At 37.5% G+C, this 20,820-nt stretch carries 23 protein-coding genes; 19 read left to right on the top strand and 4 right to left on the bottom strand.

What is annotated here, in order from left to right:
- Positions 1-138: 138 nt before the first annotated feature.
- Complete coding sequence (locus CP363_RS10770; RefSeq protein WP_179210800.1) at positions 139-306, bottom strand: hypothetical protein; 168 nt, start codon at positions 304-306, stop codon at positions 139-141.
- Between the two features lie 634 nt (positions 307-940).
- Between CP363_RS10770 and CP363_RS00545 the strand changes: the two genes are divergently transcribed.
- From CP363_RS00545 to CP363_RS00530, 4 genes are all read left to right on the top strand, one after another.
- Positions 941-1,237: a type II toxin-antitoxin system RelB/DinJ family antitoxin gene (locus CP363_RS00545; RefSeq protein WP_013085690.1), complete on the top strand. Its 297-nt coding sequence runs from the start codon at positions 941-943 to the stop codon at positions 1,235-1,237.
- A gap of 1 nt (position 1,238) precedes the next feature.
- Positions 1,239-1,592 carry a type II toxin-antitoxin system YafQ family toxin gene (locus tag CP363_RS00540; RefSeq protein ID WP_013085691.1) on the top strand — a complete coding sequence of 118 codons (354 nt, stop codon included), beginning with the start codon at positions 1,239-1,241 and terminating at the stop codon, positions 1,590-1,592.
- A 171-nt stretch (positions 1,593-1,763) separates the two neighbouring features.
- The gene (locus tag CP363_RS00535) at positions 1,764-3,161 is read left to right on the top strand and encodes an ATP-binding protein (RefSeq protein WP_098035688.1); all 1,398 of its coding nucleotides are present in this window, start codon (positions 1,764-1,766) and stop codon (positions 3,159-3,161) included.
- Between the two features lie 48 nt (positions 3,162-3,209).
- Positions 3,210-3,401: a hypothetical protein gene (locus CP363_RS00530; RefSeq protein ID WP_098035687.1), complete on the top strand. Its 192-nt coding sequence runs from the start codon at positions 3,210-3,212 to the stop codon at positions 3,399-3,401.
- 130 nt (positions 3,402-3,531) lie between these two features.
- Here CP363_RS00530 and CP363_RS00525 read toward each other — a convergent pair whose 3' ends face one another.
- The gene (locus tag CP363_RS00525; protein ID WP_005721703.1) at positions 3,532-4,008 is read right to left on the bottom strand and encodes a nucleoside 2-deoxyribosyltransferase; all 477 of its coding nucleotides are present in this window, start codon (positions 4,006-4,008) and stop codon (positions 3,532-3,534) included.
- Positions 4,009-4,122: 114 nt separating this feature from the next.
- Between CP363_RS00525 and CP363_RS00520 the strand changes: the two genes are divergently transcribed.
- Positions 4,123-4,620: a PTS sugar transporter subunit IIA gene (locus tag CP363_RS00520; protein WP_089146816.1), complete on the top strand. Its 498-nt coding sequence runs from the start codon at positions 4,123-4,125 to the stop codon at positions 4,618-4,620.
- Between the two features lie 17 nt (positions 4,621-4,637).
- Here CP363_RS00520 and CP363_RS00515 read toward each other — a convergent pair whose 3' ends face one another.
- Positions 4,638-5,441 carry a tyrosine-protein phosphatase gene (locus tag CP363_RS00515; protein ID WP_057726812.1) on the bottom strand — a complete coding sequence of 268 codons (804 nt, stop codon included), beginning with the start codon at positions 5,439-5,441 and terminating at the stop codon, positions 4,638-4,640.
- 149 nt (positions 5,442-5,590) lie between these two features.
- On the opposite strand from CP363_RS00515, the gene CP363_RS00510 reads away from it, so the two are divergent.
- From CP363_RS00510 to phnE (CP363_RS00485), 6 genes are all read left to right on the top strand, one after another.
- Positions 5,591-6,085, top strand: a complete 495-nt coding sequence (locus CP363_RS00510) for a universal stress protein (protein WP_005727469.1) — start codon at positions 5,591-5,593, stop codon at positions 6,083-6,085.
- A 121-nt stretch (positions 6,086-6,206) separates the two neighbouring features.
- Positions 6,207-6,347: a hypothetical protein gene (locus tag CP363_RS10765; RefSeq protein ID WP_089145672.1), complete on the top strand. Its 141-nt coding sequence runs from the start codon at positions 6,207-6,209 to the stop codon at positions 6,345-6,347.
- 87 nt (positions 6,348-6,434) lie between these two features.
- Positions 6,435-7,364 carry a phosphate/phosphite/phosphonate ABC transporter substrate-binding protein gene (locus CP363_RS00500; RefSeq protein WP_098035686.1) on the top strand — a complete coding sequence of 310 codons (930 nt, stop codon included), beginning with the start codon at positions 6,435-6,437 and terminating at the stop codon, positions 7,362-7,364.
- Positions 7,365-7,392: 28 nt separating this feature from the next.
- Complete coding sequence (gene phnC, locus CP363_RS00495) at positions 7,393-8,166, top strand: phosphonate ABC transporter ATP-binding protein (protein WP_005727467.1); 774 nt, start codon at positions 7,393-7,395, stop codon at positions 8,164-8,166.
- Positions 8,166-8,963 carry a phosphonate ABC transporter, permease protein PhnE gene (gene phnE, locus CP363_RS00490; protein ID WP_023487961.1) on the top strand — a complete coding sequence of 266 codons (798 nt, stop codon included), beginning with the start codon at positions 8,166-8,168 and terminating at the stop codon, positions 8,961-8,963. Before phnC ends, phnE (CP363_RS00490) begins: the two co-directional genes overlap by 1 nt.
- Positions 8,963-9,775 carry a phosphonate ABC transporter, permease protein PhnE gene (gene phnE / locus CP363_RS00485; protein WP_013085700.1) on the top strand — a complete coding sequence of 271 codons (813 nt, stop codon included), beginning with the start codon at positions 8,963-8,965 and terminating at the stop codon, positions 9,773-9,775. The genes phnE (CP363_RS00490) and phnE (CP363_RS00485) overlap by 1 nt, the downstream gene beginning before the upstream one ends.
- Before the next feature lie 54 nt (positions 9,776-9,829).
- Here phnE (CP363_RS00485) and CP363_RS00480 read toward each other — a convergent pair whose 3' ends face one another.
- Complete coding sequence (locus CP363_RS00480; protein ID WP_005727464.1) at positions 9,830-10,399, bottom strand: DNA-3-methyladenine glycosylase I; 570 nt, start codon at positions 10,397-10,399, stop codon at positions 9,830-9,832.
- Positions 10,400-10,557: 158 nt separating this feature from the next.
- Between CP363_RS00480 and CP363_RS00475 the strand changes: the two genes are divergently transcribed.
- The 8 genes from CP363_RS00475 to CP363_RS00440 all read left to right on the top strand — a co-directional run bounded on the left by CP363_RS00475 (position 10,558) and on the right by CP363_RS00440 (position 20,793).
- Positions 10,558-11,043: a hypothetical protein gene (locus tag CP363_RS00475; RefSeq protein ID WP_089142945.1), complete on the top strand. Its 486-nt coding sequence runs from the start codon at positions 10,558-10,560 to the stop codon at positions 11,041-11,043.
- A gap of 56 nt (positions 11,044-11,099) precedes the next feature.
- Positions 11,100-12,497, top strand: a complete 1,398-nt coding sequence (locus CP363_RS00470) for a metallophosphoesterase (RefSeq protein ID WP_098035685.1) — start codon at positions 11,100-11,102, stop codon at positions 12,495-12,497.
- A gap of 127 nt (positions 12,498-12,624) precedes the next feature.
- Positions 12,625-14,574, top strand: coding sequence for an asparagine synthase (glutamine-hydrolyzing) (gene asnB, locus CP363_RS00465; protein WP_098035684.1), 1,950 nt, complete (start codon positions 12,625-12,627; stop codon positions 14,572-14,574).
- Between the two features lie 21 nt (positions 14,575-14,595).
- Positions 14,596-15,879 (top strand): hypothetical protein, encoded by a 1,284-nt coding sequence (locus tag CP363_RS00460; RefSeq protein WP_005718381.1) that lies wholly within the window; start codon positions 14,596-14,598, stop codon positions 15,877-15,879.
- Between the two features lie 174 nt (positions 15,880-16,053).
- Entirely contained in the window at positions 16,054-18,261 is a 2,208-nt protein-coding gene (gene nrdD / locus CP363_RS00455; protein WP_005718383.1) for an anaerobic ribonucleoside-triphosphate reductase, read from the top strand.
- Positions 18,261-18,974, top strand: a complete 714-nt coding sequence (gene nrdG, locus CP363_RS00450) for an anaerobic ribonucleoside-triphosphate reductase activating protein (RefSeq protein ID WP_005718384.1) — start codon at positions 18,261-18,263, stop codon at positions 18,972-18,974. The genes nrdD and nrdG overlap by 1 nt, the downstream gene beginning before the upstream one ends.
- 51 nt (positions 18,975-19,025) lie before the next feature.
- The gene (locus CP363_RS00445) at positions 19,026-19,604 is read left to right on the top strand and encodes an iron-sulfur cluster assembly protein (protein WP_005721695.1); all 579 of its coding nucleotides are present in this window, start codon (positions 19,026-19,028) and stop codon (positions 19,602-19,604) included.
- Positions 19,597-20,793, top strand: coding sequence for a DUF438 domain-containing protein (locus CP363_RS00440; protein ID WP_005718386.1), 1,197 nt, complete (start codon positions 19,597-19,599; stop codon positions 20,791-20,793). The genes CP363_RS00445 and CP363_RS00440 overlap by 8 nt, the downstream gene beginning before the upstream one ends.
- The last annotated feature ends 27 nt before the right edge of the window (positions 20,794-20,820 follow it).

Raw genomic sequence — 20,820 nt, 5'->3', positions numbered from 1 at the left:
AATAATACAGAAGAAGAAACATCTTGCATATGCGAGAGATTAAGACACAAAAAAATCGCTACTCTAAGTCGACAAATGAGTAACGATTTTTTGTTTCACCAAAGTTTAGATCAAATATGCTAAATGCTTTAGCTGAGGCTAGCGACGTTTGTGATGTCTTTTAAAGCCTAATCTAGTATTTTTACGCCTTTTGCTATGATCATTGTCTAGCCGCTGATCAAACAATTTCTTTAAGACATAAGAAACTGCATTCACCAAAAGTGGCGCTAAGACCGAGCTCCACAAAAGAAGAAACAAATCTAGCATATGTTCACCTCCCAATGCAAGATTTGATATTGGAAGGCACAAACGCCAAAAAATATTATAGCAAAAGGAATCATTAGGTGCCTTTTTGTTTTTCATTAGATTGAGTTTATTTAATATGACTTGAAAGTATTGCTAAAATATAAAATAATTATTTTATGTAATCGCTTTCAATTTCAAAATAAATGTGCTATATTATGAGTGTAAAGAAATTAAGAAATAAAAAATATTTAAATAAGTTTAAGTAAAAGGAGACAGGTGAGTTCCGATGGGCACTTGAGAGTAGAAAGTCAGATATATAGAAAGGTTTGTGATACCACTGGGCATCGTAAATTGAAAACAAAATGTAGTTCAATAATCGTCAAGTGATATTAATGTACATAAGAGGCCGTGAAATTATTAGTAGGCATAGAATAATAACTAGTTGATGAATCACTTGGATTAGGATTAAGAAAGACTTTCATACATGATAAATATTAATAAGAAATGACCCTTCGCTGGAATGAAGTATGCGAAGGGTCATTTAATTTTGGCTGAGAAAGGTTTGGTATTTAGCATTATTGTTGCCTACTAGGCTGTCACTTTATATAATATGAATACATATTATGCGTATATTAGATATATAAGGAGGATAATTATGACAACAGCTTCAATTAATTTTAAAGTCGATGCAAAAACTAAAAGTCTTTTTAATCAGGCAGCTGAGAAAATGGGATTGACCTCGTCAGCTTTACTTAATGTTTTTGTAACTCGTGTAGCTAGGGAACAAGCTGTTCCGTTTAGCTTAAAAGTAGTACCAGATAAGAATAAAAGCTTTGATGAAGAAAGCAAAAAAGCGATGGTTAAAGAGTTAGCTATTGTTAATGGGTTAATTCCTGATGATGATAATACAGTAGATAATCTAGATGAATATTTCAAAAACTTAGGGGTTTAATATGTATAAAATTAAGACAACTAAGCTTTTTGATAAAAGATTTGCTAATTTGAAGAAAATTTTTGATTTAAGCGATGATGAAGCAACTGACGCTACAGAAACACTTAAATATACTATGATTTTGCTTCAGCGTGATGGAAAACTACCTAGTAATAAAGATGATTTTGATAATATCAACGATCCTAATGGTCCTTACTATGATCATAAACTAACAGATGAACCGTGGATTGGTTTTAATGAATATCATATTTTAAATGATTTGTTAGTCGTTTATTATAAAGTCGATTCGAAGAAGACGATTAGATTTACGACAATTACTACTCACGATGAGCTTAGAAAGGGAAAGCTAAAGTAAGCAATCGTTGCAATTTTTATACGTAACAAAGAAATGACCCTTCGCTGGAATGAAGTATGCGAAGGGTCATTTAATTTTGACTTTAATTTGTAAATTCTAAATTATATTTTAGTAAATTACGATTTAGTAAGTTATAATTTAGTAAAGTATAATTTAGAAGATGGTGACCAAATGTTTATTGGACGAAAAAAAGAACTTACAAAATTAGAGAAAATGTATCAAACTGATAAATTTCAATTTGCAGCGATCTATGGTCGTAGACAAATTGGAAAAACAGCATTAATTAACGAATTTGTTAGAAATAAGCCAACTATTTACTTTACCGGGCTAGAAGAAAATGAATTCTATAATCTTGAACGCTTTTCTTCTGCAATCGAACATTTTAAAGATCCAGATAGTCTGAGCAGTGTAAACTATGGTAATTTTGAAAATTGTTTTCGAGAAATTGCTCGATTGGCTCAAAAAGAAAGAATAGTATTAGTTATTGATGAATATCCATACTTAGCTAATGCAGTCCATGCAATTAGTTCAATGCTACAGTCTTATATTGATCATGAATTTAAACAAACAAATTTATTTCTGATTCTATGTGGTTCTTCAATGTCATTTATGGAAGAGCAGGTTTTGTCTTATAAGAGTCCTTTGTATGGCAGAAGAACTGCTCAGTTTAAATTACAGCCATTTACGTTACATGAGACACAAGAATATTTCCCACACATGGATAAAGAAGAGGCCTTTATTCTAAATACGATTACTGGTGGCGTTCCATTATATTTGTCATATATGTCAGAAGATAAAGATGTTTGGGAAAATATTGAAGAAAACTTTATGGACGTAAACGCGCCACTTTTTCAAGAACCTAATAATTTATTGAAGCAAGAATTGCGTGATCCAGCCAATTATAATTCAATTATTAATGCAATTGCAGGCGGGGCATCTAGGATTAATGATATTGCAACTAAGGCTCATTTATCGACGCCGTTGGTTACTAGCAACGTTACTAATTTAATTGAGTTAGGCATTATTGAGCGCAAAGTGCCGGTAACTGATCAGGCTAAGCCTAAATCACGTAAAACAATCTATCAAATTGCAGATGGCTTGTTTAGATTCTGGTATACATATTTGGGTAAATATATGAGTTCCATTGATCGAGGACAAACTTCATTGGTAATGAAAGTAATCAAACAAGATTTACACAATTTCATGGGACCGGAATTCGAAAAATTGGCTCAAAATTACATGTGGGATCATGATGAGGATGATGAAGTTATCCCTATGCCGTTTATTTATCTAGGTAATTGGTGGGGCAATGATCCGCAAGAGAAAAAGCAAGTCGAATTAGATGTAGTGGGGCTGACTGCAGATAATCTAGTTGGATATTTCGGTGAATGTAAGTGGAAAAACGAGCCTATACCTAGAAGTGTCTTGGAAAAATTAATTAATTTGAGTAATTTGATTAGCGTGGCTAAAAGGCATTACTATTTGTTTTCAAAGTCAGGCTTTACGGATTCATGTACGGAGCTGGCAGAACAAGTGGGGTGCAAGTTGATTAGTTTTGATGAAATGTAATATCATTTTTCCTATTATTTTTATCTGTTGTGATCGGAGTAAGTACTGGTGTTTAAAAAAGGCGATAATGTGGTGTTAATTCTAAAGCCTAATGGCAATCTTGAAATGAAAAAAGAAAAAACTAATTTTTGGGACGAAGTATCAAAAATGTCTGCTAAAGAAAAAAGATTGCAGATTGAAGATTTGGGATATGATCCATTAGAACAAAGACCAAAAGGTAGAGAAAGAATTGAGGATTAAAAGTTAGAAAAGGTTCTTGGAATCTTTTTTGATGAATTTAGGTAATCTGAAAAAAGAAACGGCACCGCTAGATAATTAGCGATGTCGTTTTAGTTATGCTTAGCTATATTAGTATGTCTGCTTAATTTTTTTAATAAACTGCGCCGTCGTAGAAGTTGTAACGAGGGCGGTTGAAGTCGAAGTCTTTTAATTCACTGATCTTAATTGCGTTATCGCAAACACCCCAGCTCATTAAGTTGATTGGCTTACCGTAATCTTCATCAGGAATTACCAACAAGATATACTTGCCTTTTGAAAGGGCATAGCCAAGTTCCATTCCCAGACCAACATCTTCTTCTTCAGGCAAGTAAACGCCAAGCATGATGTCGCTGGACTTAATCCCTACTAAGTCGTTATGGTAGGTAGCTGATGCCCATTCAATGTCGTGCAAGTATTCAGGATGTTCATCAACGCGGATACCCTTATATTGATTATCAAGTGGTACATAGCTGTTTTCTAAGTCAACGGTAGGATTTTGCTTTAGAGCTTCCATTGCTTCTTTGTAAGCCTTATTTTGCTTTTCGTTGAACCAACCGGCACCAAAGTATAAAGTTTTTGTCTTTGCCATATTTTTCTCCCTTTAAAAATGATTTACCTTAACTTTACCATCTTTTGGGTTGAAAAAAACGTCTTGTTAACTTATGGTGAAAATGTTAATTCCACATTAGGAAGGAAAAATCCAATGACTAATCAAAATCTTTTTGCACCTGATGCAGTATTTATTTCTAATCAAACTAAGCAAGATTTGGTTTTTAAAGAAGTTTACGAGCATTTACGCGAAAGTGGCTATGTTAAGGGAAACTTTTTAAACCATATTGTCGAAAGAGAGCATAATTTTCCAACGGGATTGGATACTGCAACACTAGGTAAAAATATTCCTAATATTGCGATTCCGCACACCGAGGGCGAGTTTGTTAACACGAGACTGATTGCTCCGGTTGCGCTGAAAACGCCAGTCACTTTTCATAATATGATTAATCCTAGCCAAGCAATTGAAGTTAAATTTTTATTCATGCTTTTAGATAATGACCCAGATGGGCAAGCTACATTATTAGCTCAAGTGATGGATTTTTTGGCTAATACGCCAGCCAACGAATTGCGCGAAGTTTTTAATTTTACTGATCCTAGCGCGATTTATGCCTTTTTAGAGCAAAAATTTAGCAAGAAAAAAGAAGACTAGTTTTTAGCCTTCTTTTTCTAATCTTCAAGATAAATATTACGCAACTTCATGATGTCTGCACTTGAGAGCTTCATTACATCGCGTAGGTAGTTATTAATACCGCCATATTCATCGTTTAGTACTTTAACAGCATGGTCAAGGTATTCACTGCGGACACTCTGAATGTCACGAATCGATTGCAGCACATTTTCATTTTTACCATTTTGACGGGCATGTTCAACCATACTGTCGACGAAATCCTTGGTAGTGATGTTGGTTAAAAGATAGTCTTTCTTAATCGTATTTAGTGGTACGCCAAGAGCAGATAATGCAAGTAATGCACCGAAGCCGGTTCTATCCTTGCCTGCAGTACAGTGGAAAATAACACTTTCGCTATCCACCGTATTTTCAAGCAAGACATCGAAGAACTTGCGATATGCCTTTTGTGCAGGTTCACTTTCGATCATGTCTTCGTAAGCATAATGCATGTGATTGAAGCCAAAATCAGCGTCGTCGTGTGCTTGTGTATCTAAGTCAGTGATACTCTTGGATGAATTGGTTAAGTCCTCACTGAAGACGGGATCATAGATATATTCAACACCATCTGGCACGCGATCGGGTTGATTATCAACTTCTTCTTTACTTCTGAAGTCCACGTCATATTTAACGCCGTAATCAGTTAAAAACTGCTTATCAAATGGTGAAAGATCAGCTAAGTTACCGGTTCTGAGCAACTTGTGCATCTTGATTTTTTTACCGGATAAAGTTTCATAACCTCCAAGTTCACGGAAGTTGCGTCCACTAGTTACGCCGATTAATTGATTAGTTAATTTTTTAGTCAAAAAAATTCTCCCCTTTCTGTTAATGAATGTCATGAATATTATTTTAGCAACAAATCTTCAAGCAAACAATCAATTAAAAAGTAACGGCTTTCAAAATTATGCTAAAATAAAGAGTAAGTACTAGTGCAATTTATAGGAGATGAATTAACGTGACAGATAAAAGAAAAGAAAGCATTTTAGTTCCAGTTGATGGCTCAGAATCAGCTGAAAGAGCCTTTGACAAGGCTGTAAAAGTTGGTTTGCGTGATGGTGCTCATGTTGATGTATTGAACGTAATCGATACGCGTCAATTTATGGGTGAAATGCAAGACACTTTGATTTCAGGAGATACCATTTACCAAATGACTCAAGATTCTGAAGAATACTTGAAGAGTTTGAAGAAATGGGCTCACGATAACTTCGGTTTTGACGATGTTGATTATCACATTCGTTATGGCAGTCCTAAGCGGATTATTTCTTACGACTTCATTAAGGACCACCATAACAATTTGATCGTAATGGGTGCAACTGGTTTGAATGCCGTTGAAAGAATGCTTATGGGTTCAGTTACTGAATATGTTAACCAACATGCGTTGGCTGATGTTTTGATTGTTAAGACAGATATGGCTAACAACCCAGTTAAACCAACAATGAAGAAGAACTAATTCCTATAAGAATGGACGTTAGATGTGAATATACTCATTTAACGTTTTTTTTATAAAAATTAGTCAAAAAGCTTGATAGAATACGAATGCTTTTGGTATCATTTTATAAAATGAACGTGGAATGACTGAAGGAGAGTGGGATAAATTGCTTGCACAAGCTAAAAGAATTGAAAACGTTTTTCTTACTGTGGCAAAGTCTTCCTCCCGTGAAGATGTTTTTTCTGTTCGTTTATTTAATAATAACGTTCTTAAAAAGGCTTAATTATTGGTCGTCTTTGAGCGACTCGTAATTAAGCCTTTTTTAGCGTCAAGTTTGTTTTTGTTTATTTTGTGTTTTATGGAGGAATCAATGAAAAGATTTCGTAAAATCTTGGTAGCCGTTGTGGCAATGCTTGTTGCAGTTGTTGCAACTGCATGTTCAAGTAAGAGCAGTAGTTCAAAGGAAAACTACACTCCTAAGTCATTAACTATTCAATTTGTACCAAGTCAAGCTGCAACTAAGTTGCAAGCTCGTGCTAAGCCTCTTGAAAAGATGCTTTCAAAGAGATTAGGTATTCCTGTTCACGTTTCAATGTCAACTGACTACAACACTGTTGTAGAAGCTATGAAGTCAAAGAAGGTTGATGTTGGTTTCCTTCCACCAGATGGTTATGTATTGGCTCACAAGCAAGGCGCTGCTGATTTGCTTTTGCAAGCTGAACGTTGGGGCGTTAAACAACCAGGCGGTAAGGCAACTAAGGATTTAGTTAAGAACTATCGTGCCGAAATCCTTGTTAAGAAGGGTTCAAAGATTAAGTCATGGAAGGACTTGAAGGGTAAGTCAATCTCAGTTCAAAACCCAACTTCATCTGCAGGTTACGTTTTCCCAGTTGCTGAACTTAAGGAAAAGGGCTTGGATGTAACCAAGGACTCTAAGTTAGTTACTGTAACTGGTCATGACCAAGCTGTTTTGAACGTATTGAACGGTGACACCGATGCAGCATTTGTCTTTGAAGATGCACGTAACACTGTTTTGAAGGACAACCCAAAGATTATGAGTCAAGTTGTTCCAATTTACTTCACTAAGCCAATTCCAAACGATACTATTTCAGTAATTCCAAGCATGTCTAAGTCATTCCGCAAGAAGCTTGCTAAGGCATTTATCGCTGTTGGTAAGTCTAAGGAAGGCCGTAAGGTTATTGAAAGTGTCTACAGCCACGAAGGCTATGATTACGCTAAGGACAGTGACTTCAACATTGTTCGTAAGTATGACAAGATGGTTGAATCCACTAAGAAATAATAATTCAAATTAAGGGAGCTGCGATTAAATGGCAGATAAGCCAATGATCCAATTAAAAGATGTTTCTAAGATCTATGACAATGGGACTGTCGGTTTAAAGGACATCAATTTAACAATTAATAAGGGCGAATTCGTTGTAGTAGTTGGTCTATCAGGTGCAGGTAAATCAACTCTGCTTCGCTCCATCAATCGTTTACACAATATCAGTTCGGGCGATATTTTGATTGACGGCAAGTCAATTACTCAGGCAAAAGGTAAGAACTTGCGTAACTTGCGCCGTGATATCGGAATGATTTTCCAGAGCTTTAACTTAGTTAAGCGTTCCAGCGTTTTACGTAATGTATTAGTTGGCCGCGTTGCTTATTACCCAACTTGGAAGACCACGTTTAATTTATTTAGCAAAGAAGATAAACAAAAGGCCTATGAGGCTTTGCAAAAAGTTGACTTGGCTGACAAGGTTTATGCTCGTGCCGATGAGTTATCTGGTGGTCAACAACAACGTGTTGCGATTGCTCGTGTTTTGATGCAAAATCCTAAAATTATTTTGGCCGATGAACCAACTGCATCACTTGACCCACAAACATCAGTCAGAGTCATGAATGACTTAAAGATGTTGAACGAAAAATACGGCATGACTGTTGTTGCCAACTTGCACAGTATCGAATTGGCTCAACAATTTGGTGAACGTGTAATTGGTATTCGCGCTGGTCAAGTTGTTTATGATGGTAAGATGAAGGATACTCCTAAGTCTGTCTTCACTGATATTTATAATGGTGGCGACGGCAGCGAGGAGGCAGAATAATGCCTAAAACAAAAGATGCAATGAATTTGCCTAAGCGTAAATTCAAGATTATGAATTTGGTTTGGACCATCATCATGGTCGCTGGCTTGTTCATTTCAATTGATGTAACCAATACGCACATTTCTGTTTTATTCCAAAACTGGGATCAATTTGCGGATATTTTTGTGCAAATGTCTCACCCAGATTGGGGCTATATGAGTGTTATTTGGCCTAAGTTGATTGAAACGATTAAAATGGCTGTTTTGGGAACCGTCATTGGGTCAGTAATCGCATTTATTTATTCATTATTAATTGCACGTAATATTGTTAAAAACAAGGCAGTGACTGGTGTGCTTCGTTTTATCATGAACATCATCAGAACTATTCCTGACTTGCTTTTGGGTGCGATTTTCGTAGCTATTGTTGGTATCGGTCCTGTTGCCGGTGTCATGGCTTTGGCAGTTTTCACCTTTGGTGTGGTTGTTAAGCTGTTCTACGAAGCAATTGAAACTATTGATCCAGGTCCAATTGAAGCTTTAACTGCAGTAGGTGCTAATAAATTACAAATTATTCACCAAGCAGTTTTGCCACAAATCATGACTTACTTCATTTCATATGTTTTATATGCATTCGAAATCAATGTCAGAGCATCAACAGTCCTTGGTTATATCGGTGCCGGTGGTATTGGTTTGAACTTGCAACAGACTTTGCAGGTCTTCAACTATGCTCAAACTGGTACGATCATCATCGTTATTATCGTAGTTGTTGTCTTAATCGACTATGTTTCATCTAAGTCACGGGAGGCGTTAATGAGATAATGGATACTACTATGAAAAAATTACCTGCTAAACCCGTTGACCGTAAGAAGCAAGTAGTGCATTGGCTGATTGCGATCGTGACAATCATCATTATTGTTTGGTCATTCACTGGCATTAACTTTGGTGGGATCAAGGCAACTGCTGGCCAGATTGCAGGAGCGATTTTCTCAGGGATTTTCCATCCGGATTGGAAATACGTTTACAATGGCTCTGGTGAAGATCTGATCTCGCAATTATGGCAAACTATTTGTATCGCATTCTTAGGTACATTTATTTCTGCAATTATTTCATTGCCATTTGCCTTTTGGGCAGCACACACTAAGCATAAGCACTGGTACACTTCAAGAATTGGTAAAATTGTTTTGGCAATTATCCGTTCTTTCCCAGAAATTGTTTTAGCCTTGATGTTCATTAAAGCTGTGGGTCCAGGCTCTGCAGCCGGTGTTTTGGCATTGGGTTTCCACTCGGTGGGGATGCTTGCCAAGCTGTTTTCAGAGGCAATTGAAAACTTGGATGACGGACCAAATGAAGCTGTTGTTGCAGCCGGTGGTTCTAAGTTTCATGTGGTCATGTTCTCAACTTTGCCTAACTTGATGCCAGCACTTATTTCAAATACGCTTTATCGTTTTGATGTTTCCATTCGTTCTGCATCTATCCTTGGTTTGGTAGGTGCCGGTGGTATCGGTTATCCATTGATTATTGCTTTGCAATATCGTCAATGGGACCGTGTTGGTATCATTTTGCTAGGGATCATCATTATGGTGGTGATCATCGACTGGATTTCTGGTTGGATCAGAAAGAAGTTAGTCTAATTCCCAAAATTTGAATATTAAAGAAAGCGAAGACGAAAAGTCCTCGCTTTTTTGTTAGCCGTGAAATTTAAATTGGCATTGATTAAGATGATCATTAATTAATCCGATTCCCTGCAAGTAGGAATAAATGACTACAGGTCCCACAAAGGAAAAACCATCTTTTTTCATTTGTTTGGATATCTTCTGCGATAGGTCATTAGAAGCGGGAACGTCATCAAAGCTGGCAATATCATGCACAATTGGAGTAGGTACAAAATTTTGTAAATATTTGGCGACTGAACAATATTTTTGTTCAATTGCCAAAAATGCCCGAGCATTTTTAACAGCAGCATTAATTTTCATTCGATTACGGATAATGCCCTTGTTTTGCATTAATGACTCGATATCTTTATCGGTCATCTTTGCGACTTCAGAGATCTGCCAATTTTTGAATGCAGCTTTAAAATTGTCGCGTTTATGCAAAACTGTGGACCAGCTTAAACCTGATTGGAAAAGTTCGAGCACAAGCATTTCATACAAATGTGACTCATCTAGATTAAGTTTGCACCATTCATGATCGTGATACTCCTGTACTGCTTCGTCTTTTGTATCGCCCCATGGACAGCGAATAATTTCTTGATTCATATTTTTCTCTCTTTCTATGTAAGTAATGTTTTACCCCTCTATTATTTATTACGCAAAAAAATGCGATTATTTTTTGAGAAATTATATTTTTATGTGCGAAATAAGGGTTTTAACAGCTTTTTTTGCTATAATTAGGTGTGAATTTCGAGGAGGATCCTATGGAAAAATTAGATACCATGATGTTGGCTGATGATTTAGCCTTATCACAAGATAAAATTTTAAATGGCGAACAAGACTTTGGCGCTGAAGCTGTTTACAAAGTAATCGATAACTTGGGCGTTTTAAATAACCCAATCAAGGATTACTTCGACATGACTGAAGAACAATATTATGAAGCTGAAAGCGATCACAAACTAACTTTGATCAAGATGGACAGTAAGTTGACTGATTTGCATGATCGCATTTTAACTAACCATGTTGATGGTTTTGTTGATAAGGACGAGATCAACTTGACCTACAATCATGAGAATCCATATGAAGATGATTTATACGATCCAACTACTGATTATCGTGAAATTGTTTACAGCTTGAAAGTTATTGGTGCGGTTCAAGCAATTGCAGCTAAGGACTTGCAAGAAGTATTGTCTAAAGATGCTGTATTATCAATTGGACTTGCCGCATATTCTTTAGCACACAACGCATAAATTATTTGAGTCGGCTGGTAAGCGGCCGGCTTTTTTTGCTTTTTTGAGGCGAAAAGATGAATTTGTTTAAACACATAAAGGGAATAGTTGATCGAATCGTTGGCGCCAAAAAACGCTCTGCAATGGATAAAGATAGTGAATTGCTTGATCCGATGCAAAAATATACTACTGTTGGAGAATATCATGTTGGTGCCGTTGATGGTACGCCGCATGGTAAGGACTATGTTTTAACCGTTTATCAAGACGAAGACGGCGTGTTGCGACAAGCACTTAGTCCAGAGAGTACAACGAAATTAGCACCGGAATATTTACGCAAGTATAATGCGAAACTAGGTCATTTTCGTGCCTTTCATAATAAGAAGACAGGGCGCCGTTATTGGGTGGAAAATTACTTGGATAATTTCACTACGGAAGTGAAAAAGCATATTCGCCCAGGCACTAATTCGGTCAATATCGGTGTAATTACAGATACTCACTTTAAAGATAAAGATAGCAGCGATTTTTATGGCTTTAATGGGCTGCAACATGTGCAAGAATTTTCTTATTTAGATCAATCTGGCTTGCTAGATTTAAAAGTCCACTTAGGTGACTGGATCGATGGCTCCGATGCTGGTCTGGTCAGTGAAAGTGAATTGGTCAAGCTGAACAAGTCTTTTAAGTCGGATCAGGTGCCATACTTGAGTATCAAGGGTAATCATGATGAAAATGATAAGTTTGATGAACATCATGATTTAAAAGCCTCATTTCCAGAAAATGAATTCGAAAATATTATGTGGCCCGATATGTACCGGCAACGAGGAATTCATTATGTTTCGCGCCAGCACGGGGTAGCATACTTTGATTTAGATGACGTGCGGGTGATTTCAGTTAATACGTCAGATGTTCCATATGAATTAAATAACCGCGGGCAAAAGCGCTATGACAATAAGATTGTATTGGCTGTGCGTGAAGATCAAATTGAGGAAATTATCGAAATTTTGGCTAATTCTTCCAACAAAAAGATCATCTTCATGTCCCATGCCAACCCGATTAATCGAAAGGGGTCTAATGCACTTAAGTATAATGGCCGCTCTTTGCACGAACTGCTAGTTGCCTTTAATCAACGTGAAAAAGGTCGAATGCACGCTAGCAATGGTGTTCCAACAGAATTTCGTTTATCAAATGATTTTGATTTTACCAATATCAAGAATGCGAGAATTATTGCCTACTTCTGCGGACATCGGCATCGTGAAGACCAGTATCGGATCAACGGGATTCAATATATTTTGTTTAACTGTTCTGCCTTGATGGGGCCAAATCATTCGCTAACAACTAAATACAACAAAAACTTAGACCGAAGAATTGATCAAAATAATGAATTTGCGGGTTATATTGTGAACGTCGATTTAAAACGACACCGCATTCAATCCTTTGGCTATGGTGCAGCTTCTAGACGCCGGGTGTATTTCATTTAGTTAAGGAATAGTAAAGGTATTTGGCTATTACAAGTGTTTAGCTTATAATAAAAAAGTTAAAGTAAAAAATAGTGAATATTATAGCAAATATTAAGATTTAGAGAATTGACTTAGGGGAATTTAAATTATGTGCGGAATTGTCGCGTTTTATGATCCAAAGATAAATGAAAAACAAGCTGTCATTGGTAAAATGATGGCTGCAATTAAACACCGTGGACCTAATTCTGACGGTTATTATACTAACGATGAAGTTGCCCTTGGCTTTAGAAGATTGTCAATTATTGACCTTCGTGGGGGCAGTCAACCTATTTATAACGAAGATAAAACTCGAGCAATTATTTTTAATGGGGAAATTTATAACTTTAAACCATTAAGAGAAGAATTAATTAAGGCAGGTCACGTCTTTTCTACTAAGGCCGATACTGAAGTATTATTGCACGGCTATGAAGAATGGGGCATGGATGGCTTACTTAAACGTGTTCGCGGGATGTTTGCCTTCCTTATTTGGGATGACAACAATAAGACCCTTTATGGTGCCCGTGACTTCTTTGGGATTAAGCCAATGTACTACAGTAACCAAAATGGACACTTGCTTGTTGGTTCAGAACTTAAGAGTTTCTTGGAATTTCCAAAGTTTAAGCGCGAATTAAACGTTGAAGCAGTTAAGCCATATTTGATGAACCAATACAATGACCTAGAAGAAACCTTCTTTAAGGGCGTTTACCGTTTTCCAGCCGGTCATTGGTTCGAATATAAAGATGGCGAGATGAAGACCCACCAATACTGGGATGCTGAATATAAAGAAAATAGCCTTTCCTTTGAAGAAACTTTGCAAAAGATCAACGAAGATTTGAAAGAAACGGTTGATTTGTATAGAAACGCTGATGTTAAGGTGGGTGCATTCTTGTCAGAAGGTATTGACTCTTCATACTTGACTACTTTGCTTAACCCAGACGATGTTTTCTCAGTAAGTTTTGATGACTCAACTTACGATGAAGCTTCAAAGGCTAAGGCATTAGCTGACATCAACCACTGGAAGTTCTACAGTGACAAGGTTGATGCCGACGAAGCTATGCGTGATTTTCCAGAAATGCAATACCACATGGATGAACCAGATGCCAACCCATCAATCATCCCACTTTGGTACTTGTGTAAGTTAGCTCGTAAGCACGTTACTGTTGCACTTTCTGGTGAAGGTGCCGACGAATTGTTTGCTGGCTACGTTAACTACGGGATGCACACTCATAACGATATCATTAAGATCTTCACTAGCGAACTTAAGAAACTTCCTAAGAAGAAGCAAATTAAGTTGGCCCACAAGATTAAGAAGATGCCTAATTTCCCAGGTAAAGTTCACATGTACACCAACTTGGCTGAACCAAGTGAATTCTACGTTGGTCAATCAGTAATTTACGATATGGATTACCCAACTATCTTTACCTCAAAGGATGCCAACAGCATTTTGCAACCAACTTACCGCAATAAGTTGACTGTTAACGGCATTTACCAAAAGGACTTCAAGAAGGTTAAGGGCATCGATAACGTTAAGCAAATGCAATACATCGATTTGCACCACTTCATGATTAACGATATTGAACAAAAGGCCGATAAGATTTCAATGGCTCACTCACTTGAAGTTCGTGTTCCATATCTTGATAAGAAGATCGCAGAATTAGCTAACTCAATCCCAACCAAGTACTTGGTTAACCGTCATGATACCAAGTACGCACTTCGTAAGGCTTCAGAGAAGGTATTGCCTGATGAGTGGGCTAAGAGACCTAAGCTTGGCTTCCCAACTCCAATTAAGCAATGGTTGAAGGAACCACGTTTTTACAAACAAGTTCATGCTCTTTTTGAAGAAGAATTTGTCAACGATATTTTTGACCAAAAGAAGATTATCAAGTTACTTGACGACAACTATGAAGGTGATGGCTCACATAGACGTCAAATCTGGACTATCTACACCTTCCTTGTTTGGTACAAGTTGTTCTTTGTTGATTACGAAAACACAGTTAAGAAATATCAACACGTGCAACCTGAAGTTGCTAAGCTAATTTCACAGGGTAAATTACTATAATTCTAGGGAGATTTTTTGAGGATGAGTAAAAAATTTACGCCGATCTTACTCGGTAGTGATATCAACGTGTATGGTATGGCACGTTCATTTAATGAAGCATATGGCATTAAAGTGAAGGCCTTAGCTGACGTTCAACTTGCTGCTACTCGTTATTCAAGCATTGTGGACGTTGAATTGCATCATGGCTTTAGTAGTGATCCTACTTTTATGGACGTGATGCACAAAAAGATGGAAGAATACAAGAATCACGAGGAGCCAGTTATCTTGATTGCTTGTGGTGATGGCTATGCTGAGTTGCTTTCTAAGCACCAAGATGAATTGAAAAAGGTCTTTATCGTTCCTTACATAAAATATGACTTACTTGAAAAATTAATCTCTAAGGAAGGCTTTTATGAAATTGCGGAAGAATATGGCTTGCCTTACCCTAAGACTAAGATCATTACGATGGATGACTACAAGTCAGGTAAGTACGAGGATGTCCCATTTGATTTCCCAGTGGAATTAAAGCCGGAAGATCCAGTTTCATGGTTGAAGTGTCAATTTGAAGGTCGGAAGAAGACTTTTGCCATTCAAGATAAGGCTGAATTTAAGGATATCGTAACTAAGATTTATACTCATGGCTACAACGCTGACCTTATTTTGCAAGACTTTATTCCTGGTGATGATTCTAACATGCGGACCTTGAATGCTTATGTTGATAAGAACCACCAAGTAAAAATGATGTGTTTAGGGCACCCATTATTGGAAGACCCAACTCCACAATCAATTGGTAATTACATGGCGATTTTGCCTGAGTACAATGAAAAATTGTACGAAGAAGTACAACAATTCCTTGAAAAGTTGAACTACACTGGTATGGCCAACTTTGATATCAAATATGATCCACGTGATGGTGAATTCAAGTTCTTCGAAATCAACTTACGTCAGGGACGTTCTAGCTTCTACGTAACTTTGAATGGTTACAACTTGGCTAAATGGTACATTGATGACTATGTTGAAGATGCCTTGAAAGATAAGGAAACAGTTTATGGTAATAAGCTTGAATCTAAATACAAGCTTTGGTTAGGCGTGCCTAAGAAGATCTTCAATAATTATGCTTATGACAACGACTATAAGACGACTGCTGACGAACTTATTCGTGAGGGCCGCTATGGTACTACTGTCTTTTATGACAAGGATAGAAACTTCAAGCGCTGGTTATTGATGAAGTACATGTTCCATAACTACTTCAAACGTTACAAGACTTACTATGAAGTTAATAAGGGTAAGATCTTTGACGAAGAAAATAAAAAATTAAACAAATAGTTTAAATTGAGAGGTAAAAAATGCCTCTCTTTTTTTCTAAAAAAATTTTAGCTGAATCATTTCCTAATTTAATGGTCTTTTGGTTAATACAAGATATATTCATCTATATTTGAACATAATACAAGATGTTGTGTTTTGCGCTATGATAAAGACACGATATTTGGAGTGATTGAAATGCTAAAAGAAGAATTTAACCAACAAAATGTAACAAAATTTAATACGCCTAAAACTTTCGTTAAACGTGATGGGTCAAAGTATCCGTTCGCAATTTTTAAACTCAACATGGTTTTGCATAACCTAGATTTAGATAATGTAGCACCTGCTGTAATTGAAAAAATTGTGGCTAAACTAGATGCTGCTGATGAAGTAAATGCACAAGATGTAGCAGTTGCTTTTAGAGATAGCCTAAATGAGTTGGGTTATTTGGATGAAGCTAAAGCTTATGTGCAATACCGCAAGCACGATGAAGAGGAATGGATTAAACAAACCGATACTCGTGCACGGTTAAAGCGAATGGTTAATGGTGACCCAACGATTGTTAACGAGAATGCCAACAAAGATAGTGAGGTCTTCAGTACTCAACGTGATTTAACTGCCGGGACCGTTGGTAAAACAGTTGGTTTGACCATGATGCCTGAGCACATTGCTAAAGCCCACTTGCGCGGTGATATTCACTGGCATGACTTGGATTACACACCACTTTCACCAATGACTAACTGCTGTTTGATTGACTTTAAGGATATGCTAACTAATGGCTTCAAGATTGGAAATGCCTATATGACTAGTCCTAACTCAATCAATGTGGCTACACATCAAGTTACGCAAATTATTACTAATGTAGCTTCTAGTCAATATGGTGGCTGTTCTTTTGATCGAGCTGATGAAGTGTTGGCTCCTTTTGCAGAGAAAAACTACCAAAAGCATTTAAAGGATGCTGGCAAGTTCATTGATGATCCTGAAAAGCTGGAAGAATATGCTAAGAGTCAAACTAAGAAGGACATTTACGATGCCATGCAAGGCTTGGAATATGAGATTAATACCATGTTCTCTAGCCAAGGGCAAACGCCATTTACTACTTTAGGTTTTGGTTTAGGTACTTCTTGGATTGAAAAAGAAATTCAAAAAGATATCTTGCGTATCAGAATTAAAGGATTGGGTAGAGAACGCAGAACCGCAATTTTCCCTAAATTAGTTTTCACCATTAAGAAGGGCTTGAACTTACATCCAGGGGACCCTAACTACGATGTTAAACAACTGGCTATTCAATGTTCAACTAAGCGGATGTATCCAGACGTTTTAATGTATGATACGATCAAGAAAATTACAGGTTCTTTCAAGGCTCCAATGGGCTGTCGTTCATTCTTACAAGGCTGGAAGGATGAAAATGGTAAGGAAGTTAACTCGGGCAGAATGAACTTGGGTGTTGTAACTGTTAACTTGCCAAGAATTGCCATGGAGAGTCATGGCGATAAGAAGTTATTCTGGGAAATCTTCAATACTAGAATGCGGACTTGCCACCAAGCTTTAGCCTTTAAGGGTAGACGTGCAATTCAAGCTAAGCCCGAAAATGCGCCAATTATGTATCAATATGGCGTCTTTGGTAAACGACTTAAGCCAGGTGATGATGTTAACGAGCTTTTCAAAAATGGTCGAGCTACGATTTCGTTAGGCTACATCGGTTTGTACGAAGTAGGGACAGTCTTTTATGGTCCTGATTGGGAACACAATGAAGAAGCACATGATTTTACAATTGAGATCGTGAAGAAAATGCATGACTTGTGTGCTAAGTGGGAAAAAGAGGACCCATATCATTGGCATTACAGTTTGTACTCAACTCCTAGTGAAAGTCTAACTGATCGCTTCTGCCGGCTCGATACGGCAAAGTTTGGCAAGGTGAAGGACATCACTGATAAGGAATACTACACTAATTCGTTCCACTATGATGTTCGTAAGCACCCAACCCCATTTGAAAAGTTGACTTTTGAAGCACCATATCCATATTATGCTGCAGGTGGTTTTATCCATTATTGTGAGTACCCTAACTTGAAGCAAAATCCAGCAGCCCTTGAGGCAGTTTGGGATTGGGCTTATGACAAGGTAGGCTATCTAGGAACTAATACGCCAATTGATAAATGTTATAAGTGCGGTTTTGCTGGTGAATTCAAGTCTACTGCCAAGGGTTTTGAATGTCCTAAGTGTGGTAATCATGATCCTGCTACTTGTGATTGTGTCAAGCGAACTTGTGGCTACTTGGGCAACCCATTGAAGCGGCCAATGGTTCACGGTCGTCATGAAGAAATCGTGCACCGGGTTAAGCATATGGACTTTGGCATGGAAGATAGTTTAGCTACCGAAGAAGAAGTAAAAAACGGTGAGTACTAATGCCTGAAAAAGATAAAAACACTCAAGAAGGACCAGATATCCGGAGTAATTTGATCAAGGTTAATATGGGTGGGGATACCATGTTTGTGGATCCTGACCAATATAAGCCACAGTTAGATCACCAACGTGAGTTAAAAAGAATGCACCGCAAGCCGAAAAATCCAAAACCACAAGAGTGGAAGACTGAGGATTATTCTAAACATAAAATTGCGGATTATAAGCCATTTAACTTTGTTGATGGTGAAGGCGTTAGATGTAGTCTTTATGTTTCAGGCTGTTTGTTCGATTGCCCTGGTTGCTATAATTTAGCAGCCCAAAACTTTAATTATGGTTTTCCATATACGCAAGAATTGGAAGACCGCATTATTAAAGACTTGGGCCAGCCATACGTGCAGGGATTAACCTTACTAGGTGGAGAGCCATTCTTGAATACTTGGGTTTGTTTAAGAATTATTAACCGAATTCGAAAAGAATTTGGCCACAGTAAGGACATCTGGTCCTGGTCTGGATATACTTGGGATGAATTGCAAAAAGAAACACCTGATAAAAAGGAAATGTTGTCTAAGATAGATATTCTAGTTGATGGCCGCTTTATGAATGATTTAAAGGATTTAACCCTGCAATTCAGAGGTTCTAGTAACCAACGAATTATTGATGTGCCAAAGTCGATGAAGGCAGGCAAGGTTGTCATCTGGGATAAATTGCAAAAATAAGATAAACTAAAGTCCGGAATGATTTTCTGGACTTTTTTGCTAGGTGAAAAAATGGAAGAAAAAAATATTAAACAAGTTGATCAAATCATGACGGCCTTGACCCAAGTGATTGATCCAGAATTACAAGTTGATGTAGTAAATCTTGGTCTGATTTATGGCATCGATATCGAAGGAGATAAGGCAACCATTAAGATGACTTTGACAATTATGGGTTGCCCTTTATCTGATTATTTGGAACAACATATTCAAAAAGCTGTTCTTTCAGTTGCTGGAATTAAGTCTTGTGACATTAAGTTGGTCTGGTATCCCGTCTGGACGACAGAGCGTCTTTCTAGTGCAGCTAAAAAGCAATTAGGTGTAACTAACCATGATGATCAAATTAAGCAGGAGAAAGCCACCAAAGAGAAGATTATCGACTTTTCAGTACCGATCAAGAAAATGGCAGATGAATACCCTGACTTTGTTCAAATTATGTACGATTGTGGTTTTACTAGAATTAAAATTCCTGGATTGCTTAAAACGGTGGGGCGTGTGATGACCATTCCATTGGGAGCCCAGGCAATGAAACTTGATTTGGCTAAAGTGAAAAAAGCATTTGAAGATAAAGGATACAAGGTAATCAATGACTGATAAAAAAAGACAGGACGCAATCCTGAAAATTTTGCATTATATTCAAAACGGCGGCGATTTTGCGACCGCAAAGAAGATGTTTCAAGAAGAATTCGATCAGGTTGATGTGGCCGAAATCACAGCGGCAGAGCGCGAATTAATCAAGCAGGGGTTAAACCCAGCAGAGATTCAATACCTGTGTAATGTGCATGCCGATGTCTTTAAGGGTAATATCAAGGAGAATGCGGTAAATCCTGATTTTGCTACTCCGGGGCACCCGGTGCATACGATTAAGCTGGAAAATATGGTACTGAAATCATTGGTTAATGACGCACTCTTGCCAGATTTGAAAAAGTATCAAGCAGGTCAAGATACACTGGATAAAATCAGAAAAGAATTGAGTGATTTGGCAACAATCGATAAGCATTACCGACGTAAGGAGACCTCGCTTTTTCCATTAATGAATAAATATGGCATTACAGCTCCGCCCGAAGTGATGTGGGGCGTTGATGATGATATTCGCGATTTAATTGGGGATGCAAGCAAGATTGCTGGTGAGGAGCATCCAGATAAAGATCAGTTGGCTGAGGCAATTAAAAAGGCGAGTCATGAAGTGCTTGAGATGATCTTTAAAGAGGAGAGCATTATGATTCCGATGATAGACGAGGTAGCTGATCAAGATGATTGGTACAACGTTAAACGCGAAGAGAGTCAGATTGGCTATACCCTGATTCGCAAGCCAATGAATTGGAAGCCAAAGGAAGCCAAAAAAGAAGCAGGGCCTATTTCTGTTAGCAATCTTTCATCCTTCCTCATTAATTTTGAAGAAGGAAGGTTAAATTTAGAGCAGTTAAATGCAATTTTGGATATGTTGCCATTTGCATTGACCTTTATTGATGAACACGATAAGGTAGCTTATTTTGGCGGCGGTGCTGAGATTTATCCGCACTCGCGCAATGCTATTGGCAATGACGTATTCTCGTGTCATACTGCTAAAAGTAGACCGTTAATTAAAAAGATTTTTGCGCAATTTCATTCAGGTGAAGTTGACAAGTATGAGTTTCACTTTACTCCACACAAGATGAAGCGCTGCTTATACCTACGCTATTATGCAGTACGTGATAAAAATGGAAAGTATCTGGGTTGTCTTGAGGTAGCACAAGATGTGACGGAAATTAGAAGCTGGACTGAAGAAAAGAAAAAAATTTAACTTGTTGGGCTGTGTTCTAGTAAGGGA

Source organism: Lactobacillus sp. UMNPBX12 (assembly GCF_002553955.1).
GTDB classification, from domain to species: Bacteria; Bacillota; Bacilli; order Lactobacillales; family Lactobacillaceae; genus Lactobacillus; species Lactobacillus crispatus.
The sequence above is the reverse complement of the archived record's forward strand: the minus strand, read 5'-3'. Positions and strand labels throughout refer to the sequence as shown.